A 25,777-nucleotide genomic window follows, 5' to 3' on the forward strand; every position below is an offset into this window, starting at 1 on the left:
ACCGCGCTCTCCTCCTGGCCGGCCGGGGTCCGCCGGATCGCCGGGGTCAGCGCCTTCGGACTCGGCGGCACCAACGCCCACGCGATCGTCGGCGAACTCGACGCGGGACGCCGGGCACGGTATCGCCCGACCCGCCGGCCCCTGCCCGAACCGGAGTTCAAGAGGCGCCGGTACTGGCTGGAGCGCGAGCCGGAGGGACCACGAGAGGGCGGGCCGCTCCAAGACGGCCCGGGTGAGGGCGGGCCGCCCCAGTATGCCGGCGGCCCGAACAGCCCCGGCCCGAACAGCCCCGGCCGGGATGGCGATCCCGGGCCGGTGGTCTCGATTCTTGACCTCCGATTCGCCGGTGACGACGAACCGACCTCAGCACTCGGGCGAAGGGGAGCACGACCGTGACGGACCGACCGATCGAGTGTCGCGTGGTACTGACCGACACCGACTTCATCATGCGCAACCACCGCGTCCACGGCGTCCCGGTCATGCCCGGCGTGACCTTCCTGGACATCCTGCTGCGGATCCTGCGCAGCCAGGGGCTCGACCACGAACGGGCGGTGTTCGGCCGGATCCTGTTCACCGAGGCGGTGGCCACCACGGAGGGCATGGACCGGGAGATCCGGATCATCATCGGTGCGGCGGACGGAGCGGGAGAGCGCCCGGTGACGGTGGACAGCCGCTGGTCGGCGGTTCCCGGCTCGCCCTGGCGGCAGAACCTGACGGCCGTCCTCTCCTTCGACTCCTTCGACGGCGGACCGGGCGGTACGGCGCAGCCGGGGACGATCGACGTGGACGCCCTGCGGGCCGGCGCGATCCGTACGACCGACATGGCCGAGCTGTACGCCCGCGCCCGGGACGAGGACATCCGGCACGGTCCCGCGATGGCCTGCCACGGTCCGTTGCACGTAGGCGACGGCTATCTGCTGGCCGAACTGAGCACCGACGCGGCCGCCCCCGCCGCCGCCGATTTCCATCTGCACCCCGCGCTGCTCGACGCGGCCACCATCGCCGCGTACGGGCAGACGGAGGCGGTCTCGCGCGAGCCGTTCATCCCGATGCACATCGACCGGTTCAGGGCGCCCCGGCCGCTCGGCCGGAAGATGTACCTGTACGTGCCGGGCGTCGAGCGCCTGGCGGACTCCGGCGACGTGATCCGCAGCGACTACGGACTCTACGACGAACACGGCGTACTGGCGGCCGAGTTCGGCGCGCTCACGTGCAAGCGCATCCGTCGCCCCGACCTGATCACCCGACTGCTCGACGAGCCGACGGCGTGGCGGGAGGCGGAGGACGCGGGCGCGGGCGCAGGTGCGGACGCGCTCACAGCCCCCGACACGGCCATGGGTACGGAGGCGGGCCGCGCCACCGACCCGGTCACGGCGTACACCGCGCAGGTACGCCGCCTGGTCGGCGACGCACTCGGCGTGGACCCGGCGGCGGTCGACAGCGGCACGGGTTTCTACGAACTCGGCCTGGACTCAGCCGACCTGGTACGGATCAGCGGACTACTGGAGGAGGTGGTGGGCAGCCCGCTCTACCCCACGCTGCTGTTCGAGTTCACCCACATCAACAGCCTCGCCACCCACCTCGCGGAGGCGCACCCGAAGGGAGCCACCACGCTACGGCCTCCCGGCGCCGACCCGGCCGCGTCGGGCGCGGCCTCTGCCGGGTCCGGCCTTACGGCCGGCGCTCTCCCCCCTTCTGGTGGAGGGCGCGCCGCGTCTGCGTCCGGTCCTTCGGCCGCGGCTCTGCCGTCTCCCGGCGCCGAGCCTGCCGCGTCCGGTGTGACGCCTACCGAGGCTGGGTCGTCGGCTGTGGCTCCGCCAGCTCCCGGTGCCCGGGCTGCCGCGCTCGGTGCGGCCTCCGCCGAGTCTGGTCTTTCGGCTGCGGCGCTGTTGGGTTCTGGTGGGGGGCCTGCCATGTCTGGTGTGGCTCCCGGGGAGTCGGGCCTTTCGGACGGGGCTTTGCAGGCTCCCGGTGCTGGGGCTGCTGTGCTCGGCGTGGCCCCTGCCGGGTCTGGTCTTTCGGCTGCGGCTCTGTTGGCTTCTGGTGAGGGGCGTGCCGCGTCCGGTGTGGCTCCCGGGGAGTTTGGCCTTTCGGCGGCGGCTTTGCCGTCTCCGGCTGGCGAGGCTGTGGCGTTCGGTGTGGCTCCTGCCGTGTCTGGCTCTTCGGCTGTGGCTCCGCCGACCTCCGGTGCCGGGGCTGCTGTGCTCGGTTCGGCTGCTGCCAGGTCCGGTCTTTCGGCGGCGGCTCCGCCGGCCCCCGGTGCCGGGGCTGTCGCTTTCGGTGTGGCTCCTGCCGAGTCCGGCTCCTCGGCTGGGGCTCCGTTGGCCCCCCGCGCCGAGGCTGCTGCGCTCGGTGCGGCCACTGCCGGGTCCGGCCTTTCGGCTGCGGCTCTGCCGGCCTCTGGTGGAGGGCGTGACGCGTCCGGTGGGACCCCTGCCGCGTCCGGTCTTTCGGCCGCCACTCCGCCCGCAGCCGGTGGAGAGCGTGCCGGCTCCGGTACGGCCCCCTCCGCGTCCGGTCCTTCCGCCACCGCCCTGTTCCGGCCGCGCTGGTACGAGGCTCCGGCCACGGCCCACACCCCGCCGGGCGGCGACCTCGTGGTGTTCGCTCCTGACGGTGAACCGGACGGCCTCACGGCCGAGTTGGCCGTCCTGGCGACCGGTGCGTCCGTCGTCCACGTCGGCCCGGGACCGGTGTTCGAGGAGGCCGGTGCCGCCCGCTACCGCCTCGACGCGGCTGATCCCGCCCAGCTGGACCTGCTCTGGTCCGCGCTCGACGCCCGAGGCGTACGCCCGGCCGCCCTGGTCGTCCCGGCAGCCCAGGCCGGGGCCACCGGGCCGGACGCGCCCGCCCTGACCCTGTTGCGCCTGGCGAGGTCCGTGACCGGCCGCCCGGCCGTGCACCCGGTACCGGCGATCCTCTTCGTCCATCCCGTCCCGGACGGCGGCGGCGCCCCGGAGCACCTCGCCGTCGGTGCACTCGCCCGGTGCGTGACGGCCGAGGCTCCCGCACTGCTCTGCCGCGCGGTCGGAGTGGACCGCTGGACGGCCGGCGCCGTCGCGACCGCCGTCCTCGCGGAACTCGCCGCGGGCGGGGGCGGCCCGCAGTCCCGCCACATCGCAGGCCGTCGCGAACTGCGGGGGCTGGCGCCCGCCACCCCCACGGACCCCGACTCGGCGCTCGCGCTCAAGCGCCACGGCGTCTACGTCGTGACCGGCGGAGCCGGGGCGCTCGCGAGCACCCTCGCGACTCACCTGGCCGCCCGGTACGCCGCGCGGATCGCGCTGATCGGCCGCCGTCCCATGGACGACGGACTGGCCGCCAGGACCGACACCTGGCGCGCCCTCGGCGCCGAGGTCGCGTACCTGACGGCCGACGTCACCCGCCCGGCGGACGTCGAGGCGGCGCTCGCCCTGGTCCGGGAGCGGTTCGGGCCGATCGACGGGGTGTTCCACACCGCCGGCGTCACCGCGGACTCCCTGTTCCGTACCAAGCCGGACGCCGCGCCCACGGCGGTGGTCCTCCCCAAGGTCCTCGGCGCCCTGAACCTCGACCGGGCGACGGCAGGCGATCCGCTCCACCTGTTCGTGCTCTACTCCTCGCTGTCCGCCTCCCAGGCCACCCCCGGGCAGAGCGACTACGCCTTCGCCAACGCATGGTTGGAACACTTCGCCGAGGCCCGTTCCGCCCGCGCCGACCGGCCAGGCCGTACCCACGCCATCGGCTGGCCGATGTGGGCGGAGGGCGGCATGCGGCTCACCCCGGACGCGATCGCGCACTCACGGCGCACCCGGGGGACCTGGCCGATGCCCACGCCTGAGGGACTCGAACTGCTGGAGCGTGTCCTGTCCGGACCCGAGGGCGTGTCGGTCGCGGTGTACGGCTCACCGGACCGCGTCGCCCGGCCCTTCGCGGACGCGGACACGGCCCCGTACCAGCAAGCCCCGCATCAGCGGCCTCCGTACCAGCAAGCCCCGGACCAGGCACCGGACCAAGGCCTGCACCAAGCCACGCACCAAGCACCGCACCAAGCCCCGCACTTGGCCGCCGACGCCACTCCCGCCCCCGCCCCCTCCACAGCCGCCCCCTCCGCCCCGACCGCCGTCGCCTCCGCCCCCGCCCCCGAGACCGACGCCGTCGCGATCATCGGCCTGGCCGGCCAATACCCCCAGGCCCCCGACCTCGACGCGTTCTGGCGCAATCTCGCCGAGGGCAGGGACTCCATCACCACCGTCCCCGAGGAACGCTGGGACCACAGCGGCTACTTCGCCCCCGAACGAGGCCGCCCCGGCTCCACGTACAGCAGATGGGGCGGTTTCCTCGACGGCGTGGACCTCTTCGACCGGGAGTTCTTCGGCATCTCCCGGCGCGACGCCGAGCGGATGGACCCGCAGGAACGCCTCTTCCTGACCGTCTGCTGGCGCACCCTGGAGGACGCCGGGCGCCCGGCGCACACGCTTCGGGGCGAGACCGTCGGCGTCTTCGCCGGGGTCATGTGGAACCACTACCAGCTCTTCCAGGACCGAGGCGTGGCGCCGACCGCCATGCACGCGGCGGTCCCGAACCGGGTCTCGTACACCTTCGGCCTGACCGGCCCGAGCATGGCCGTAGACACCGCCTGCTCGTCCTCACTGACCGCGATCCACCTCGCCGTGGAGAGCCTGCGCCGGGGAGAGACGAGTCTGGCCCTGGCGGGCGGGGTGAACGTCACCGTCCATCCGCAGAAGTATCTCCAGCTCGCGCAGGGGCAGTTCCTCTCCGACGACGGCCGGTGCCGGAGCTTCGGCGCGGGCGCCACCGGCTACGTACCGGGGGAGGGGGTGGGCGCGGTCCTGCTCAAGCCGCTGCGGCGGGCGCTCGCGGACGGCGACCACATCCACGGCGTCATTCGGGCGTCGGCCGCCAACCACAGCGGGCGCACCAGCGGTTTCACCGTCCCGAGCCCGGACTCGCAGGCCGTGCTGATCCGTACGGCCCTGCACCGCTCCGGGGTCGACCCGCGCACGATCGGCTACATCGAGGCCCACGGAACGGGGACCTCGCTCGGTGACCCGGTGGAGATCGAGGGGCTGCGCCAGGCGTTCGCGGGGACCGGCGCGGCGGCGGACGGCGGGGTCGCGGTGGGATCGGTCAAGGCCAACATCGGGCACCTGGAGAGCGCGGCGGGCATCGCCGCGCTGACCAAGGTGCTGCTGCAACTGCGGTACGGCCGCCTCGTCCCGTCCCTGCACTCCCGTGAACCCAACCCGCACCTCGACCTCGCGGGTTCGCCGCTGCGTATCCAGAGCGACGCCGCGGAATGGCCCCGGCCGGCGGACGGCTCTCCGCGCCGGGCCGGGATCAGCGCCTTCGGCGCCGGTGGCGCGGGGGCCCATCTGGTGGTGGAGGGGTACGACGGTGGTGCCCGGCCCCCGTCCGGCACCGGCGGCCCGCTGCTCTTCGTCCTCTCGGCACCGGACCCGGCTGGCCTGCGCGCGTACGCACATGCGCTACGGGCCCACCTCGACGCCGGGCCGGGCCCGGCCCCGGACGAGGGGGCGCGCACCGCCACGCTCGTCCGGCTGTCGGCCGAGCTGCTCGGCGTACGCGACGACCAGGTCGATCCGGACGCCTGGCTCGGCGATCTCGGCCTCGACCCGTCCGGCCTGCTGGAGCTGGCGCGGCGGATCGAGGAGGAACTGGCCTTCGCGGTACCCCCGGACGCCCTCGCCCCCGACGGCACGCTGCGCCGCATCGCGAAACTCGCGGCGTTGCCCAGGCCGGGCGCCGGTCCCGACCCGGCCGACCTCGCCCACACCTTGCAGGTCGGCCGTACGGCGAGGCCCTACCGGCTGGCGGTCGTCGCGGACGATCCGGCCACCGCTCTCGACCGGCTGCGGGAGGCCCTCGACGCCTTCTTGGACGGCGCGCCGCCGGACAGCGCGGGGTACGTCACGGGCGGACCCGACGACCGGACCACCGACGGCACGACGGGCCGGCCCTCACCGGAGGAGTGCGCGGCGCTGTTCCGGCGGGGACGGCTCCGGGAGTTGGCCGCAGCGTGGGCGGCGGGAGCGGAGGTGCGCTGGCACGAGTGGGGCGGGCGGGACGGTGGCCCGGCGGGGCGGCGGATCCCGCTTCCCACGCACCCGCTGAACGAGGAGAGGTGCTGGCTGGGCCAGTGGCGGGGCGGGCCCACGGGCCCGGCCGCTGTTGAGGACGGCGGGGGAGAGGCGGAGGCGGTACGGCGGGCGGCGGGCGGCCAAGAGCCTGGATCGGGGCTGGAGTTGGAGCGGTCAAGCGGGCCCGATCGGGCGGTGGCGGCGGCCGAGAGGGCGACGTCGGCCAAACCCTCCACGGCTCCCGGCGCGCACGCGGCACGGCGGACGGCGGGTCCGCTCCCCATGGACGGCCCCATGGACGGCCCCGCGGACGGCCCTGCCGTCGAGACACGGATTCTCGACCCGGGCATCGCCCTGGTCGTCATGCGGACCAGCAGCAACATGTTCACCGAGGAGACCGTCCGCGGCCTGGAGGCCGCCTTCGCCGAACTGAGCGCGGACGACCACGTCAAGGCCGTGGTACTGACGGGCGCGGGACCCGCGTTCAGCATGGGCGGAACGCCCGAGGCCCTGGAGCGGCTCGCCGGCGGCCGGGGCAGCTTCACCGACGTGCCCTTCCTCTACGAGGGGCTGCTGTCCTGCGACCGCCCGGTGATCGCGGCGCTGTCCGGGCACGCGTCCGGAGGCGGCCTGATGTTCGGCCTGCACGCCGACATGGTCCTGATGGCACGCGAGGGGATGTACGCGGCCAGCTTCCTCAAGTACGGCTTCACGCCCGGCATGGGCGCCACGTACATCCTGGAGCGGAGGTTCGGGCGCTCGCTGGCCACTGAGATGTTCTACACCGGCAGGCCTTTCAGCGGCGCCGAACTGGAACGGCGCGGTGCCCAGGTCACCTTCCTCCCGCGCGACGAGGTACTCCCGGCCGCCCTGGACCTGGCCCGGACGATCGCGTCCCAACCCTCCCTGCCGGTACGGGCCCTGAAACGCGAACTGGCGGACCGTACCCTCGCCGAACTGCACACAGTGATCACCCGAGAGGCCGACCTGCACCGCCGGGTACTGGGCGAGGACGCGGTGACCCGGGTACAGCACCACACGGCAAAGGTACGAGGATACGCCCACCCCAGGCCCACCCCCCAAGACGCCACAGGACGCCCCCACGTCCCCACCCCCTCCCCGGCCCGGGCCGATCCAAAGCCCCAACCCTGGGCCCCACCCCAGTCCCCGAATCCAACCCATGCCCGGCCCTCGCCTTCGTCCCCGTTCCCGGCTCCAGACGTGGACGCCCCGACACTGGACTGGCCCCTCCATGCGGCCCAGACCCACGTCTCGGCCCCGGACTTGGCCCCGGCTCCGTCCCCGGCCTCGGCTTTGGCTCCGTCCCCGGCTCCGGCTCCGGCCCAGGCCCAGGCCCAGGCTCCGGCCTCGGCCTTGGCCTGGGGCTTGCCCCCGGCTCCGGGCCAGGCCCCGTTCCTGGGTTCGGGCCCGGCCACCACGGCGCCAGCTCCGGCTGGGGGCTCGGGGCAGGACGCGGCCTCGACCTCGGCCTCGTTCCTCGGCTCGGGGCCGGGCGCCACGGCGCCAGCCCCTGTTGCGGGTTCGGGCCCGGACGCGGCTTCTGCCCAGGCTCCGGCCTCGGCCTCGGACTCGGACTTGCCCCCGGCTCCGGCCCCGGCTCCGGGTTTGGCCCTGGACCCGTTCCCGCGTTCGGGCCTGGCCGCCACGGCGCCAGCTCCGGCGGCGGGCTCGGGCCTGGACGCGGCCTCGACCTCGGCCCCATTCCTGGGCCCCGGCTCCGGCTCGACTACCACGGTGCCAGCCAATGCAGCGGGCTCGGGCCCGGACGCGGCTTCGGCCCGGTTCCTGGGTTCGGGCCTGGCTGGCCCGGCGCCAGCTCCGGCTACGGACTCGGGCCTGGACGCGGTACAGCCCCCGGCTCCGGGATCGCCCTCGTCTCCAGGCTTGGTGCCGTCGCCGCCCCCGGGCCTAGCCTCAGCCCCCGGCCTGGCGTCGCCCCAAGCCCCGGCTTCGCCCTCGGCCCAGGCCCAGCCCTCGGACGCGGCTCCGCCCGCGCCCGTCGCGCCGCGGCAGGACGGAGAGGGCGGCTCGCCCCGGCCGGTCACCCCCGGGCCGCAACGGGACGTCGTCATCGCCGTGGTGATGGACACGCTCTGCGGTCACCTGTACCTCGACCGGAACGAGATCGACCCGCAGTTGACCTTCAGCGAGATGGGCGTCGACTCGCTGGGCGCGGTGGAGATCGTCCGTGACCTCAACCAGCACTTCGGCCTCGATCTCGACTCGGTTGCGGTCTACGACCACCCGACCCTGGACCGGCTGGCCGACCACGTGGTCGCCGAGTTCGCCCGTGGCCGCGCCCTCCACGCCGCCGCCGTCCGCCCCCACGCCCCAGCCGTGGTCGAGGAAGCGCCGCAGGCACCGCAGGGTCCGGGCCCGGAGGCGCAATATGTTCCGGCCGAGGAGCCCCCGTACGTTCCGGTGGCGGCCGAGGAGGCTTCCTCCGCCGCACCGGGGCCCGTAGCCAGTGATACGGCGTTCTCGCAGGCCGTACCTCCCAAGACCCCGATCGGTCGGTCCAGTGACGGGCCGTCACCGGACCGACCGACCGGCCCAGCGCAGCCGCCACCTCTGCTGATCCGCCCCGCGGGCCCGGCCGGACCGCAGGACGGCCCCGGGGTCCCAACCGGGCCACGACCCATAACCCTCACCCCGATTCGCCCGCCCGCAGCCGTGCCCCCCGTACCTGCGGAGTCTCCGGCATCTCCGACACCTGTCGGGACTGCCGTACCCGCGCAGACCGCCCCGTCCGTCAAGCCCGCCGAGGCCGCCTCACCCGCGCAGCCCAACGAGCCCACCGAGCCCGCCACGCCCACCGAGCCCGCCACGCCCACCAAGGCCGCCACGCCCACCAAGGCCGCCAGGCCAGCGACGCCCGCCACGTCCCCCGCCCCCGCGGACATCGCCGTCATCGGCATGTCCGGTCGCTTTCCCGACGCCCCCGACCTGCCGGCTTTCTGGTCCAACCTGGTCGCCGGACGCGGCAGCGTCCGCGAAGTCCCCGCCGAACGCTGGGACATCGCCGAGTACTACGACCCCGACCGCCGCGCCGAAGGCCGTACCTACAGCAAGTGGGCCGCGCTGCTCGATGACGTGGACCGGTTCGACGCGGCCTTCTTCCACCTCTCACCGATGGAGGCCGAGCAGATGGACCCGCAGCAGCGCCTCTTCCTCCAGGAGGCCTGGTCGGCCCTGGAGGACGCCGGCTACGCCGTCCCCGGCGCCGAGCGCGCCAACTGTGGCGTGTTCATCGGATCCGGCGCGGGCGACTACCTCCGGCTGCTGGAGGAGAACGGCCAGGACGGCACCGGCCAGGCGTTCCTCGGCAACTCGCCGTCCATCCTGGCGGCCAGGATCGCCTACCACCTCAACCTCGGCGGCCCCGCCGTCGCCATCGACACGGCCTGCTCCTCGTCGCTCGTGGCCGTGCACCAGGCCGTGAGCAGCATCAGGTCCGGCGAGTGCGACACGGCCGTCGCGGGCGGCGTCGCGGTGATGCTGACGCCCCGGATGCACGTCTGGACCAGCAGCGCGGGCATGCTCTCACCCACCGGCCGCTGCGCCCCCTTCGACGCCTCGGCCGACGGCATCGTCCTCGGCGAGGGCGTCGGCGCGGTGGTGCTCAAGCCGCTGGACCGCGCCCTAGCGGACGGCGACACCGTGTACGCGGTGATCAAGGCCACCGGCTCCAACAGCGACGGCCGGACCAACGGCATCACCGCCCCCAGCGCCGACTCCCAGGCGGCGCTGCTGGCGGACGTCTACCGGCGGGCCGGCCTCAGCCCCGACGAGGTCGGGTACGTGGAGGCACACGGTACCGGGACGGCGCTCGGCGACCCGATCGAGGTGAAGGCCCTCATGCAGGTCTTCGGCGACCGGGCCGCGTCGGCCGGCGTGTGCCACCTGGGTTCGGTGAAGTCCAACATCGGGCACACCACGCTGGCGTCGGGCATCGCGGGCTTCATCAAGGTGGTGCTCGGCCTGCGGGCGGGGCGGATCGCCCCGTCGCTGAACTTCGCGACGCCCAATCCCAAGATCGACTTCGAGCGCGGCCCGTTCCGGGTCGCCACGTCGGCGATCCCCTGGCCGCCAGGGCCGTCCGGCGTGCGGGTCGGCGCGGTGAGCAGCTTCGGGTTCAGCGGGACCAACGCGCACGTGGTGCTGGCCGAGGCCCCGCCCCAGGCGGCGTCGGCCGAGGGACCGGCCAACGAGGCAGTCGTCCTGCCCCTGTCGGCGCGCACGGCCGAGGCCCTGCACCAGCGGGTGCGGCAGCTGACCGGACGTCTGACGGAACAACACGACCTGGGCGACACCGCCCGCACGCTCGCGCTGTCGAGGGCACACTTCCCCGTACGGGCCGCCTTCGTGGTCCGGAACGTGGCAGAACTACGCGAACAGGCCGAGGAACTACTCACCGGCGGCCGACCGCCCACGGACACCCACGGCGAGCACCTGCGGCGACTCGCCGAGGATTACCTAACGGGCCAGGCCGTCAACTGGACCACCGCCCACGCGGACCGCCCACGCCGCAACGTCCCACTACCCACCTACCCGTTCGCCCGCACCAGGCACTGGACGGTAGCCCCAGCCACGGCACAACCGGCGAAGTCCGACCCCACTACTACAAACCCGATGACGTACGCCACGTCCGCCGCCGTGCGGCCCGGGGCACCCGGCACATCCGCAGCACCAGCAGTTGTACGGCCCGGCGCATCGGACACGTCCCGAGCGCCCGCACCCGCAGGGCCTGCGGAGCCCGGCCCGCCTCCGGCGGCTGCCACAGCACGTCCTGTGCCGACGGACACGTCCGTCGTGCCTGGGACGTCCGCTGTCGCGAGGGCTGCGGAATCCGGCGCGTCCGCCGCGCCTGCCGTTGTACGGTCCGGGGTGTCAGGCGCGTTGGCCGCGCCCAATGTCGTGGGACCTGCGGGGGCCGACCCGGCTACGGCGGCTGCCGCTGTACGGCCCGTGGTGACGGACACGTCCGTCATGCCCGCCGTTGTACAGGCTGCGGAATTCGACATATCCGCTGCACCCGCCGTTGTACGGCCTCAGGTGTCCGGCACGTTCACAGCGCCCGGTGTCGTGGGGCCTTCGGGGTCCGGCCCCGCTACGCCGCCCGCCGTTGTACGGCCCGTGGAGACCGGCGCCTCCGTCGCTTCCGCTGTCGTGCAGCCTGCGGACTCCCGCACATCCGCAGCGTCAGCCATCGTCTTGCCCGGGGCGGCCATCCCGGCCGCCAGGCCCGCCGTCGCCGACGTAGCTGCCGTACCCGCAGTCGTCACCGACGTGCCGGCCGTGGCCGTGACCATCGCCGACGCGCCAGCCGCGTCCGCGTCCGTCGCCGACCGGCCCGCCGAGCCCATGGTCGTGGCCGAAGTGCCCCCCGACTCCCCGGTCGTTGCCGATGCGCCCGCCATGTCCGCACCAGCCGCCCCCTCCCCGGACCACCCGCTGCTGATCTGCCGCCCGGCCTGGTACGAGGACGCCGCGCCGGCCGATCGGCTCCCCGGTGCCGCAGGGCGTCGGGTCGCGGTCGCCTGTGCCGACGGGGGCGGCCCGCTCGCCGATGCGCTCGCCGGGCTGCACCCCCACGACGAGGTGATCCGTATCGCGCTGGGCGGGGCCACCCCCGCCCCGGGGCCCTTCGACGTGCTCTACGTCCTCGCCGGAAGCGCGGGCGCCGTGCCGGAACTCGCCGACACCGCGCCCACCGGCGACCCGGTCACCCTGGCCGCCTTCTACCTGCTCAAGCAACTTCTCCGGTTCGGCCAGGCGGCCCGCCCGCTCGCCGTGACCTTCGTCATGCACGGCGTCCTGCCGGTCACACCCGACGACCGAGTCCTGCCGCACGGCGCGGGCCTGGTCGGGCTGTCCCGTACCGTGGCGGCCGAGCACCCGCTCTGGCGGGTGAACTGCGTGGACGTCGACCCGGACAGCGTGGCCGCCGACCCGTCCCGCGCCGCCCGCCGGATCGTGGCCGAGGACGGCACGCACCCCGTCGTGGCCCTGCGCGGCGAGCGCCGTTACCTGCGCCGCTTCGAGCCCCTCGCGCGGGAGGCGACCGGTCCCGCCCTGCGCCTTGGCGGCGTGTACCTGGTGGTCGGCGGGGCCGGCGGCCTGGGCCGGGCGGTGAGCGAACGCCTCGCGGCCGTGCACGGCGCCCGGCTCGTGTGGCTCGGCCGCAGACCCGGCGACGACCCGGAGGTCCTGGCGGGAACGGCCGAGATCGTCCGGCTGGGCGGCGACATCCGCTACGTACGCGGCGACGTCACCGACCCCGTCGCCGTCCGGGCGGCCGTGGCCCGGGCCCGGCAGGACTTCGGCGCCCTGCACGGCGCGCTGCACGCCGCCGGCGAGCTGCGTGACGTACCCCTGGCCCGGATGACGGAGGCGGACTTCACCCGCGTACTCGCCGCGAAAGCGGTCGGCACCGCCGTACTGGTCGAGGCGCTCGCGGACGAACGGCCCGACTTCTGCGTCCTGTTCTCCTCCGCCGCGTCCTTCGTCGCCTCGCCGGGGCAGGCCAACTACGCCGCCGCCGCGACCCTGGAGGACGCCTACGCCTGGCAGGCGCGTGGACGGTACGACTTCCCGGTGTCGGTGGTGAACTGGGGCTTCTGGGGAACCGTCGGCGCGGTGTCGGACGAGCGCTACCACCGCTCGTTCGCCGCCCTCGGTGTCGGCTCCATCGACCCGGCGGAGGGGTTCTCGGCCCTGCGGACCGCTCTGTCCAGTGGCGCGGGGCAGGCGTTGGTCATCAAGGCCGACCCGGCCCGGCTGGCCGGGCACGGCATGCCGCTCGCCACCGAGCGGGCGTCGGCCGCTACCGGCGCTGCCACCTCCCAGGCGATCCCCGCTCCCGCTTCCGCTCCCGATCTGGAGCGGCGAGCCCGCGACTACCTCAAGCGCGTCTTCGCCGGGCTCCTCAAGTGCGGCGAGGACGAGATCACCGACCGGGAGACCCTGGACAACATCGGGGTCGACTCGCTGCTCGGTGCCGAGATCATCGACCTGCTCTCCGACGACCTCGGCGAACTCCCGGCGACCCTGCTCTTCGAGCACGCGACGATCGAGCGGCTCGCCACTCACCTCCTTCAGATACGGAGGGAGCGTCTCACCGCCGTCCTGATCCGTGACGAGGACGGCCCGGCACATCCGGCGGCCCCAGTCACCCAGCCCCAGCCCCAGCCCACCGACTCCCCGGACCCAGCCACGGTCACGGTCACAGTCACGGGAGAGGCAAATCCCGCCACCCCACCAACTCCCCCCGCCCAGGGAATCCCTGACGTCACGTCGCCCTCGCACCCGGCCCCCGCCCCCCACGACAGCCTCGACATCGCCGTCGTAGGCGTCACCGGCCGCTACCCCGGCGCACCCGACCTCGACGCCTTCGCCCGCAACCTCGCCGCCGGCGCCACCTCCGTGACGGAAGTGCCCGCGGACCGGTGGGACTGGCGCGACCACTTCGACTCCCGGCGCGGCCGGCCGAACCGTACCTACGGCAAGTGGGCCGGATTCCTGGACGGCATCGACGAATTCGACCCACAGCTCTTCGGCATCCTGCCGCGCGAGGCGGCCGCGATCGACCCGCAGGAGCGGCTGTTCCTGGAGACCTGCTGGAACCTCCTGGAGGAGACCGGCTACCTCGGTGAGCACACCCGGGTCCCGGAGACCGGCGTCTTCGTCGGACTGATGTACGGCTCGTACGGTCAGCTCGCCGCGGCCTCCGGCTGGAACCGGGGCGAGTTCGGTGCCGCGCACTCCGCCTACTGGTCGGTGGCCAATCGGGCCAGCTACGTCTTCGACCTGACCGGGCCGAGCTTCGCGGTCGACTCCGCGTGCTCGTCCTCGCTCACCGCCGTACACCTGGCCTGCGAGAGCCTGCGCCGGGGGGAGTGCCGGATGGCCGTCGCGGGCGGGGTCAACCTGATCCTCCACCCCGCGCACCTGGTGGCCCTGGCCGGCCGGGGCATGCTCGCGAGCGGTGGCGCCTGCCGGACCTTCGACGCGGGCGCGGACGGCTACGTCCCCGGCGAGGGGGTGGGCGCCGTCCTCCTCAAGCCGCTGGCGGAGGCGAAGGCGGACGGCGACCGGATCTGGGCCGTCATCAAGGCGAGCCGGGCCAACGCGGGCGGCAAGACGAGCGGTTACACGGTGCCCAACCCCAACGCCCAGGCGGCACTGGTGACCCGGACGCTGGAGGAGGCCGGGGTCGACCCGCGCACGGTCGGGTACGTGGAGGCCCACGGCACCGGCACCGCACTCGGCGACCCGATCGAAGTCGTGGCGCTCACCCGCGCCTTCGGCTCGGGCGCGGATGCGGCGGGCGGCCCGGGCCAGGACGCGGTGCGCGGCGCCGGCTGGGACGGCCCGCCGGTCACGATCGGCTCGGTGAAGGCCAACATCGGCCACCTGGAGGGCGCGGCGGGCATCGCCGGGCTGACCAAGGTCCTGCTCCAGCTCAGGGACCGGACGCTGTACCCGAGCGCGAACCTGGAACGGATCAACCCGAAGATCGACTTCGACGGATCGCCGTTCCGTCCGCTGACCGGCGCGGCCCCGTGGCCCCGGCCCGAACTGAATCTCGACGGGCGGGTGACCGCGTATCCGCGCAGGGCGGGCGTCAGTTCGTTCGGCGCGGGCGGGGCCAACACGCACCTCGTGCTGGAGGAGTACCTGGAGGTGGACGCTCCGGCGATCGCTGCCGGGGCCGCTCCCGAGGATCACGACGAGGTGTTCCTGCTGTCCGCCCGGACGAAGGAACGGCTGACCGTGCTCGCCGCGCGGGTCGCGGAGCACCTGCGGCACGGCGCACTCGCCGAGGACGTCACCCACACCGCCGACACCACCGGACCGTCGCTGCGCTCGCTCGCCTGGACCAGCCAGACCGGGCGCCGGGAACTGACCGAGCGCCTTGCCGTCGTGGCCCGTGACCTGCCGGAACTGGCCGAGGGCCTGCGGGCCTTCGCCGAGGGACGCCGGGCCCCCGGAGTCCTCACCGGCACCGCCGCCCGTACCGGCGTACCACGGTGGCAGGGCGACGACCGGGTGGAAGCCGCTCGGGCGTGGCTGACCGGGGCGGAGGTGGACTGGCGGCCCCTGTGGTCCGGCCCCCGGCCACGGCGCGCCGCCTTCCCGACCTATCCCTTCGACCGCGCCCGCTACTGGCTCGCCGAGCCGGACGGCACGCAGGAGGCCCTACGGGACGACGTGCAGGAAGCTGTACGGGAGGAAGTGCGCCAGGTTGTACAGGACGACGCGCGGGAAGTCGTACGGGACGCCGAAGCGGAGGCCGTACGAAACGGCGCACAAGAGGTCAGCCAAAGCAGCGCCACCCCCCACCCCGCACCGAACCCCGCGCAGCACGACCTACCGGCCCCGCCGCCCACCCCCACCCGCCAAGAGGCCGCCCTCGTCCGCTTCGCCCGCCCCGCCTGGGAGGACGCACCGTTACCGGAGCCCGCGTCCGGCACCCCGGCGCCACGTACCGCGCTGGTGGTCGCCGAGGAGCCGGGGCTGGCCGAGGCCCTGACCGAGCGGCTCGCCGCCGACGGGGTACGGGCCGTCCTCCTCACCCGGGCCGAGGACTTCGCGCGTACGGACGATGCCGAGGACTTCTCCCGTACCGACAACGCCGAGGACTTCTCCCGTACCGACGACAACTCCTACCGGCTGGCGCTCGGCGACCGGGAGCACTGCACCCGCCTCGTCGCGGACCTCACCGACCGGGGCCTGGAACCGGACGCCCTGATCTTCTGCGCCCCCGAGAACCCGGCCGGCCTAGGCAGCGACGACCTGCCCGACAGCCTCGACCGGGGGTTCCACTCCCTGGCCGGCCTCACCACCGCCCTGCTCGCCCGGCCGGGCGCCCCGAGGGACCTGCGGGTGGTCTACGGCTTCACCGCCCCCACCCCATCCTCCCGCCCGTACGACGCGGCGGTCGGCGCCGCGCTGCGCACTCTGGCGCTGGAACACGGCCGGCTGGGTGCCGCCCGGGTCGCCTTCGAGGGCGCCGACGCGGTGGCGCCGCCGTACCTCCGGGCCGCCGCGCTGGTGGCGGAACTGGCCGGATGCCGGCCGGGAACCGCCGCAGAGGTCCGCCACAGCAACGGCGCGCGGCAGACCAGAGTGCTGCGGGACTTCGTCCCCCCGCCCACCGCGGAACTCCGCCCACGCCCGGACGGCGTCTACCTGATCACCGGCGGGGCCGGACCGCTCGGCGTGCACACCGCACGGCTGCTGACCTCCCGCGAGCGGGTGACCGTCCTCCTGGTGGGCCGCTCCGAACTGGAAGCCCGGCGGCAGGACCTGGTGGACGAGTTGAACCGGGGCGCAGGCGCGGGCGCAGGCACCGTCACGTACCTGCGCGCCGACGTCTCGGACGCCGGCCAGGCACACCGGCTGGTCGCCGACGCCGTCGCGCGGTACGGCCCGCTGCGCGGTGTCGTCCACGCGGCCGGTGTCACCCGCGACTCCCGCGCGGTCTCCAAGAGCCGCGCGGACCTCGACGCCGTACTCGCCCCCAAGGCGGCCGGCGCGGTCGCGCTCGACGAGGCGACGGCCGGCCAGCCGCTCGACTTCTTCGTCCTCTACTCCTCGGTGGTGGCCTACAGCGGCAACCCCGGCCAGTTCGACTACGCCTACGCCAACGCCTTCCTGGACGAGTTCGCCGAGCAACGGGCCCAGCGCCACGCGGCCGGCGTCCGTACCGGGCACACCGTCTCGATCGCCTGGCCGCTCTGGGCCGACGGTGGCATGAGCGTGGACACCGCCACCCGCGAACTCCTCGCGCGCCGCTGGGACATGGCGCCGCTGAGCACCGCCAACGGGCTGAGGGCGCTCGACCTGGCCGTGGGCGGTCAGGAGGTACGGGTCACGGTCGTCCAACGGCCGGTGCCGCCCCCGGAGTCCGTCGCCACGCCCACTGCCGCGCCCGCCGTGACATCCGTCGGCGCCCTCGCGGCGGAGTCCGCCGAACCGGCCGGCCCCGTGGAGCCGCCGATGGCCGAGCTGGAGCGCGAACTGCGCGCGATGACCGCCGGGTTCCTGCTGGTCGATCCGCAAGAGGTGGAGCTGGACGCCCAGTTGCTGGAACTCGGATTCGACTCCATCACGCTGACCGAACTGATCAACCAGGTCAACGAGTTCTACGGCCTGGACCTGCTGCCGACCGTCCTCTTCGAGTGCCCCGATCTGGCCTCCTTCGCCGCCTACTTGGGCCGCCACCACGCCGCCGAAACGTCCGCACGGCACAGGCCCACACCCGTGGCGGAGCCGACGCAGGCCCCTCCAACCGCTTCCGATACGGGACCCGCACAGCCCTCACCAGGCGCGGCCCCCCGCGCGTTCCAGGTCGCGGTCGTCGGTATGGCGGGAGTGATGCCCGGCTCCGCCACCACGGAGGAGTTCTGGGACCACCTGCTGGCGGGCCGGGACCTGGTGACGGGGGTGCCCGAGGACCGTACGGAACTCGCGGGCGCCCCCGGCTCCGCCGGCTACCGGGGCGGCTTCCTGACCGACGTGAGCCGCTTCGACGCCCGTTTCTTCGGCATCGCCCCGCGCGAGGCCGCCCTGATGGACCCACAGCAGCGGCTCTTCCTGGAAACCACCTGGCGCGCCGTCTGGGACGCGGGCTACCGGCCCTCCGACCTGGCCGGAACGGCGACCGGCCTGTTCGCCGGTGTCTCCACCTCCGACTACGCCGACCTGCTCGGCAAGGACACGGCGCCGGTGGAGGCGCACAGCGCGAGCGGCGTCGCGCACGCCATCCTCGCCAACCGCGTCTCGTACCTGATGGACCTGCGCGGCCCGAGCGAATCCGTCGACACCGCCTGTTCCAGTTCGCTGGTGGCCCTCCACCACGCGGTCGGTGCACTGGCGGCGGGGGAGTGCGAGCAGGCATTGGTCGGCGGCGTCAACGTCCTGCTCAGTCCGGCCCTGTTCGTCTCCTTTCAGCAGTCCGGGATGCTCAGCCCGGACGGCCGCTGCAAGACCTTCGACGCGGCGGCCGACGGGTACGTACGGGGCGAGGGGTGCGGGGTCGTCCTGCTCAAGCCGCTCGACCGCGCCCTCGCCGACGGTGACCACGTCTACGGGGTGGTCGCCGGGACGGCGGTCGGCCACGGCGGCCGTTCCGGTTCGCTGACCGCCCCCAACCCCGAGGCCCAGGCGCGGGTTCTCGTACAGGCGCACCGCGCGGCCGGCACCGACCCCGACCTCCTGGGCTACCTGGAGGCGCACGGCACCGGCACCAGCCTCGGCGACCCGGTGGAGATAGAAGGCGTCAAGCAGGCCCTGACGACCCTGTACGCAGACCGGGGCCGGGAGTTGCCCGACCGGCCGCACATCGCGATCGGGTCGGTGAAGACGAACATCGGTCACCTGGAGGCGGCGGCGGGCATCGCCGGGGTCCTCAAGGTGCTGCTCGCGATGGAGCACGGCCAACTCCCGCCCCACCTGCACCTCGACCGGCTCAACCCGCACATCCGGCTCGACGGGACACCGCTGCGGATCGTCGAAGGACCCGTCCGCTGGGACGGACCGGCGGGCACGGACGGCGTGCCCGTACGGCGGGCCGGAGTCAGCTCGTTCGGGTTCGGCGGCACCAACTCCCATGTGGTGCTGGAGTCGTACGCCCCCGAGCCCGCCGCCGCCGACGACGGCAGCCCGCGCCTGATGGTGGTGTCCGCGCCGTCCGCCGTACAACTGGAGCGGTACGCGAGCCTGTTGGCCGATCACCTGGAACGCCGGGAGCCGGCCCTCGCCTCGGTCGCCCGTACGTTGCAGACCGGACGCGAGGAGTGCCCTGAGCGGCTGGCCCTGGTGGTCCGCGACCGGGCGGAGCTGGTACGGGGGCTCCGTTCGGCGGCCCGGGGCGTGTGCCCGGCCGGCGCCCACCGGGGTACGGCCCGGCAGGGCGCCCCGGCCGCGGAGGCGTACGGGGGCCTCGACCGGCTGGCCCGTGCCTGGGTGGAGGGCTCCGAGGTCGACTGGAGCCGCCTGTGGACCGGCTCGCTGCCGCGCCGTACTCCTTTGCCCGCCGTCCCGTTCGCGGGAGTCCGCCACTGGTTCGCGCCCGGCGCACCCCAACCGATCCTGGAGGCCACCATCGCAGCGTCACCGTCCTCGCCTTCGTCGTCCTCCCGGGAGCGGGTGAAACTGGCCCCGCTCGGCGGGCCCGTCGAGCCGGCGGAGCGGCACGTACCGGTACGGCTCCCGGCTCCGGATCCGGTTTCGACCACGGCCGTGTCCGTGCCCCGCACCCTGCCGCCGACCCCCACCACCCCCGGGCCCACCACCCCCAGGCCCGGCGCCCCGCTGGACGAGGTCCGCCGTACCGTCACCACATTGCTCTCCGACATCCTCGGGACACCCGAGGAAGAGCTGTCGGCCGATCAGTCCTTCAGCGAGCTGGGGCTCGACTCGATCTTCAGGATGGACCTGGTCCGGCTGCTCAACGAGACCTACGGCCTGGACCTCAAGGCAGTAGAACTCTACGAACAGGACTCGGTCGACCGGCTGAGCACGGCCGTCGCCGCCGCCCTCGGAAGTCCTGCCGGCACAGCGAATCTGACGGAGCGTCAACTCGTCCTGTTCATCGAGGCGACGGCCGAGCGCCCGGTGGAGGCCGGGACCGCCTTCGCCGACCAGGGCTTCACCTCCTTCGACATGCTCAGGGTCGTGTCCGCTCTGGAGCGGCGGTTCGGGCCGCAGCGCAAGTCCCTGCTGTTCGACCACCCCACGGTGGGCGCCTTGGCGAACCACCTGTCCACGGCGCACGGCGCCCGCGCCGAAGATCTGACGCCTAATCAGATAGACACACTGGCAACCGACTTGGCGGCCGAGCCGCCGACGGACGGTCCGGTCGTGGTACGCAAGCGTGAGCTGGAGGGCCACCCGGAGATCGCCGAGGTGATCGCCGCACTCGACCGTCGGCACGCCAAGGAGGGCGGCCTGCCCGGCCGGGACATAGCACCGTTGATCTTCCTCGGTTCGGCCCGGCGTGCCTACTTCAACTTCTCCCAGCGGGAAGGCGCGTTGCTGGCGTGGAGCTACGTCGGGTCGGAGGAGGATCTCCCGGAGCTGACCGCCGAGTACACCGACCACGCGGAGCGCCACGGCCTGAAGCCCAACCTGCTCTCGATGATCCGTCTGGAGGAGGCCGGCGGGCGCCCCTTCTCGGCCACGCCCTTCGGTGTGGTCCAACGGATGCAGGACATCCAGGAGTTCACCCTCTCGGGACCGCGGATGCGGCGACTCCGGTACATGGTCCAGCGCTTCGAGCGAATGCCCGGAGTCTCGGTCGCCGAGTACCGCGTCGGCTCCGACCCGGCCACCGACGCCGCGATCGCCGGGCTGATCCAGGACTGGTGCGCGACCAAGGACATGGTCAATCCGTACGTGTTCACCGTCCGCGACGAGATCAGCCGGGGGCTGCTCGCGGAGCGCCACCGGATGTTCCTGACGTACGCGGGCAACACACTGCGCAGCGCGGTCATCGTGACCCGGATCCCCTCCGAGAACGGCTACCTGCTGGACCTGGAGTTCTACTCCGAGCAAACGCCCATGGGGGGACTGGAGTTCACGATCGTGGAGATCGTGCGGCTGCTCGCCGCTGAGGGCCGCACGATGTTCAGCTTCGGGGCCAGCCTGGGTGTACGGCTGTGCTCCTCGGCCAACGCCGATCCGGTGGCCGAGCAGGCGCTCACCGAGCTGCGGTCCACCGGGGTGTTCACCGGAGAGGGGAACTTCCGCTTCAAGAACAAGTTCCGGCCCGTCAACCTGCCGGTCTACCTGTGCCGGCCGTCCGACGCCGAGCCGACCGACGTCGGCGAGCTGATCCTGATGATCGCCAACCCCGACGTCTCGGCGGCCCGGCTTCCCGCCGCCCCCCGGGCCACGCAGCCGACACCCGTACCGGAGCCCCTGCCGCAGGCCGTACCGCACACATCCACAGAAGCCACTGACGCAGAGGCAGACACAGCCACAACCACAACCACACCACCGGACACCCAAGCCGTCGCCCTCCGCGAGCGCCGCCTCGCCGCGCACGGATACAACCCCCTCCTGCTCGGCTCCGGCGAGGCCGACTTCGACCTCGTCACCGACTCCTGGACCGAACTCGACACCCCGTACGTGGCCGACGGCACGGCCGCCCTGCGCGCACAGGCCACCGCCCGCGGCGGACCCGCCGACGACCTGGCGGGCCTGCTGCCCTTCCGGTACGTCGTCCCCACCCTCCGGGGCCGCTCCGCCGAAGCGCTGCTCTGCCGGGCCTGGCCCGGCCGGCGCGGGCTCGTCGCGCAGAACGAGCTGTTCCCGACCTGGGCGCTGCACCAGGTCGACCACGGATTCGTACCGCTGACGGTCAGGACGGCCGCCACGCCCGACGGCCCGCCCGTCTTCCGCGCCGACCTGGACGTCGATGCCCTGGACGGCGCGCTCGCCGCCCACCCCGGCGGGGTCTCCTTCGTCTGCGTCGAGACCAGCACCAACGCGCTCGGCGGGCACCCGCTGTCGCTGGCGAACCTGCGCCGCATCCGGACCGTGGCGGACGCCCACCGGGTGCCGCTCGTGCTGGACGCGACCCGGGTGCTGGAGAACGCCGCCTTCGTCGCCGCGCACGAGGACGGCGAGCGGGGCCGCAAGATGTGGGAGGTCGCCGAGGAGATCCTCGGCCTCGCCACCGCCGTCACCCTCGGCCTGTCCAAGGACCACGGTATCGATCTCGGCGGGATCGTCGCCACCGACGACAGCGCGCTGGCCGCCCTCCTGCACGACGACGTCCTGCGGCGCGGCGCCGAGCCGGGCGTCGCCCAGCGCCGGCTGATCGCGGCGGCCCTCGCCGACCGCGAGCGCTCCGCCGGACTGGTGGCCGGGCGGATGGAGGCCGTCCGCCGACTCCGGAAGGTGCTCGCGGACGCGGGGCTTCCGGTACGGGAGGCCGGCGGCCACTGCGTGTTGCTCGACGCCGCCCGGATGCCCGGGGCGGACCGGTCGGCCCACCCGGTCGCCGGCCAACTGTCCTGGATCTACCGCCACACCGGGATCCGGGCCGCCCCGCACCTGGCCGGCGGCCCGGACGCCACGCTGATCCGCCTGGCCGTCCCGGTCGGCCTCGGCGCCGAACGGGCGGGGGAGGCCGGCCGCCGGCTGGCGGCGCTGTACCGCGACGGCGTCCCGGCCCCGGAGCTCGTACCCGTCGACGCACGGAGCGCCGCCGAGCACCCGGCGACCGCCGCGTACCACCCGGCCGCCGCCATCCCCGCGGACGTCCGCGCCGCGATGGACGAGGGCCACCAGCCGCTCAACGAGAACCTCGCCGTCCTGCGCGAGCACCAGCCGGAGGTACGGAGGCACCTGGTCCCGCTCAGCGAGGGCGACGTCGAGGTGTTCACGGCGGGCGAGGGCACCCCGCTCGTCCTGTTGCACCCCTTCAACATCGGCGCGGGCTTCTTCGGCCCGCAGTTCGCCGGCCTGGCCGACCGCCACCGGGTGATCAGCGTGCACCACTCGGGCGTCGGATCGACCACGGCCGCCGCCGACCTCTCCGTGGAGGGCCTGGCCGAGCTGCTGCGCCGCACGCTCGACGCCCTGGACGTCCGGGAACCGGTGCACCTCGCCGGCGCCTCGTTCGGCGCGCTGCCCGCGCTGTCCTTCGCGCTGCGGCACCCGCGCGAGGCCGCCTCGCTGACCCTGATCGGCGGGTCGTACAAGGTGGGCAACCGGCAGGGTGAGATGAACCGCCTCGCGCTCGTCGCCCGGGAGGACTTCGACCGCCTGCTCACCCAGCCCGGCACCGAGCCGATCGCCGCCCACCGGCAGCGGTACGAGGACGTGCTGCTGCGCTGCGAGAGCCTGAACGCCCAGATCGGGCTGCGCTACCTCGACGAGTTCGACGCCTCCCCGAATCTGCTGCCCCAACTGGCCGGCCTCCCCGTGCCGTCACTCATCGCGCACGGCAGGCACGACACGGTCGTCCCGCTGAAGACCGCCCATCTGCTGCACGGCACCCTGCCCGACGTCCGCTACCACGAGTTCGAGGAGGCGGGCCACTTCCCCAGCCTCACCGCCGCCCCGCGGTTCAACGAGCTGCTCGCCGGCTTCCTGGCCGAGGTCGACGCGACCGGCCGAACGGAGGGCGGCCGATGACCCCCGCCCCGCCCGTCGTGCCCCCCGCCTTCCAGGTGCTCGACGCCGGGACCGTCCGGCGCCGGGTGACCGTCTCACCCGCGATGTGCGGCCACAACTCCCTGTTCCTCGGTCAGGTCGGCGACTGGACGTGGGAGACGGTCGGATCCCTCTGTGACACCGATGTCCTCGCGGCCAGGAACGCCGAGGGCGACCCGGCATACCTCGCGTTCTTCTACTACCGGGTGCGCGGCAGCCGCGAGTTCCACCTCCGCAGCCCCACCTTCGGCGACGAACTCGACGTACTGTCACGGTCGTTCGACTTCGGCAGCGAGTCCGTGCTGACCGTCCACCGCATCTCCGCGACCGTGAAGGCCGGCACCCCGCCGGAGCCCTGGGACCCGGCCGCCTTCCACCGGGGCCCCGCGCCCGGCTGCCTGCACGTGGAGAACTTCAACCGCTGGGTCAGCCGCCGGGACGCCGACAGCAACCGGGGCCTGAAGACCGCCTCGCCGCCGGACTTCCACCACACCCGGCTGCCGGCCCTGCCCGAGGAGTACTCGCCGAGGCCGGTCTACGGCCGCGCCCGCTCGCTGCTGACGTTCTGCGAGGACCCGGAGCAGGAGTACGGCACCCTCGCCGAGGGCTTCACCACCCGGTACGCCATCGACATCACCCGCGACCTGAACGGGGTCGGACTCGTCTACTTCGCGTCCTACTTCTCCTTCGTGGACCACGCCGTCCTGCGCCAGTGGCGCGAACTGGGGCGCGGTGACCGGGCGTTCTTGCGCCGCAAGGTGATCGACCAGCAGCTCTGCTACGTCGGCAACGCGGACCCCGACAGCGAGTTCGAGATCGGTGTCACCGTCCGGGCCCCACGGGACCGTACGGATGAGGAGATCGTCGACGTCGTGGTGCGCGACGCGCACAGCGCGGACCTGATAGCCGTCAGCACCCAGCGGGTGCTGTGGGATCCCGAGGAGGCCCGGTGAACAGTGTGGAGGACGGCGCACGGCGCGCGACGGACGGACCGGCCCGGGCCAGGGCCGAGCAGGTGCTGTACGAGGTGATCCGGAGCATACTGCCGGCCCTGGCGCCGGAGGAGATCACCGGCGACAAGCACCTGCGGGACCTGGGCGCCGACTCGGTGGACCGGGTCGAGATCATCCTGGGCGTCACCCGGCGCCTCGGCATTGACGAGCCCATGTCGAACTTCAGCGCCGTCCCGGACATCGACGGGCTCGTCGACCACCTGAGCCGGAGGCCGCTGGCATGATCGGGATCGAGGCGCTCGACGTGTACGCGGGCCTGGCCGGCATCGGCCTCCCCGAACTGTTCGACGGCCGGGGCCTGGACCGCGCCCGGCTCGCCAACCTGATGATGGAACGCCGCTCGGTCGGGCTGCCCTTCGAGGATCCGGTGACCAACGCCGTGAACAGCGCCAAGGCGCTGGTCGACGCGCTGGACCCGGCCGAGCGCGGCCGTATCGAACTCCTCGTCACCTCCACCGAGTCGGGGGTGGACTACAGCAAGTCGGTGGCCTCCTACGTCCACGAGTACCTCGGGCTTCCCCGTACCTGCCGGGTGATGGAGGTCAAGCAGGCCTGCTACGCCGCGACGGGCGCGGTCCAACTGGCCGCCGGCTACCTCGCCTCGGGACGCGCACCGGGGGCCAAGGCGCTGGTCATCGCCACCGACGTCGCCGTGGTGGACGAGTACGCGGAATACGCCGAGGCCGCCACCGGCCACGGCGCGGCGGCCGTCCTGCTGAGCGACACCCCGCGGATCATGACCATCGACCCGGGCGCCTACGGCCTCCACAGCTACGAGACGCTCGACTCCGCCCGCCCGCTGCCCACCCTCGACATCGCGGACGCCGACCGCTCCCTCTTCGCCTACCTCGACTGCCTCGCCCACAGCTTCGCCGACTACGCGGACCGCGTGGAGGGCGCGGACTTCGCGGAGACCTTCGACCGACTGGTGATGCACACCCCGTTCGCCGGTCTCGTCCGGGCCGGCCACCGCAAGATGATGCGCGAGCACGGCGACACCCAACCCGACGTGATCGAGGCGGACTTCACCCGCCGGGTCGCGCCGTCGCTGACGTACCCCCGGGTGGTCGGCAACCTCTGCTCCGGTTCGCTCTACCTCGCGCTCGCCTCCACCATCGACACCGCGCCGTGCGAACGGCCCGAGCGGATCGGCCTGTTCGCGTACGGCTCCGGCTGCGCCTCCGAGTTCCTGAGCGGCGTGATCACTCCGGAGTCCGGCCGGGTACTCGGCGCGCTGCGCATCGGCGAACGGCTGGCGGCCCGGCGGGACATCGGGTTCGACGAGTACGTCCGGCTGCTCAAGGAGACCCGGGCCTGCCTCGTCCCGGAACGCGACCGCCGCGTCGGGACCGAGGAGTGGGCCGACTACCTCGACCACCCCGGCCGGCCCGGCGAACTGCTCGTGCTCACCGGCGTCGAGGACTACCACCGGCGCTACGCGTGGCGCTGACCCGCACCCCCCGAGAGGAC

Annotated in this window: 5 protein-coding genes (1 of these 5 cut by a window edge); all 5 read left to right on the top strand. The window is 73.8% G+C overall.

Features of this window, described 5'->3' with window-relative positions:
* Tightly spaced (each overlapping or abutting the next), the 5 genes in view from ACIODU_RS15460 to ACIODU_RS15480 form a layout consistent with a single transcriptional unit that may run on beyond the window.
* A protein-coding gene (locus tag ACIODU_RS15460) for an amino acid adenylation domain-containing protein (protein WP_401767820.1) crosses the window boundary here: on the top strand, positions 1-396 show its end. The gene continues 15,237 nt to the left of window position 1, outside the view; only the last 396 of its 15,633 coding nucleotides appear in the window; the start codon falls outside the window, past its left edge; it ends in the stop codon at positions 394-396.
* Positions 393-23,276: an SDR family NAD(P)-dependent oxidoreductase gene (locus ACIODU_RS15465; RefSeq protein ID WP_401767822.1), complete on the top strand. Its 22,884-nt coding sequence runs from the start codon at positions 393-395 to the stop codon at positions 23,274-23,276. Before ACIODU_RS15460 ends, ACIODU_RS15465 begins: the two co-directional genes overlap by 4 nt.
* Complete coding sequence (locus ACIODU_RS15470; protein WP_401767824.1) at positions 23,273-24,247, top strand: LnmK family bifunctional acyltransferase/decarboxylase; 975 nt, start codon at positions 23,273-23,275, stop codon at positions 24,245-24,247. Before ACIODU_RS15465 ends, ACIODU_RS15470 begins: the two co-directional genes overlap by 4 nt.
* Entirely contained in the window at positions 24,244-24,531 is a 288-nt protein-coding gene (locus ACIODU_RS15475; protein ID WP_401767826.1) for a phosphopantetheine-binding protein, read from the top strand. The genes ACIODU_RS15470 and ACIODU_RS15475 overlap by 4 nt, the downstream gene beginning before the upstream one ends.
* Entirely contained in the window at positions 24,528-25,757 is a 1,230-nt protein-coding gene (locus tag ACIODU_RS15480) for a hydroxymethylglutaryl-CoA synthase family protein (protein WP_401767828.1), read from the top strand. Before ACIODU_RS15475 ends, ACIODU_RS15480 begins: the two co-directional genes overlap by 4 nt.
* Positions 25,758-25,777: the final 20 nt, after the last annotated feature.

It is taken from the genome of Streptomyces sp. NPDC088261, from assembly GCF_044740805.1.
Lineage (GTDB): Bacteria > Actinomycetota > Actinomycetes > Streptomycetales > Streptomycetaceae > Streptomyces.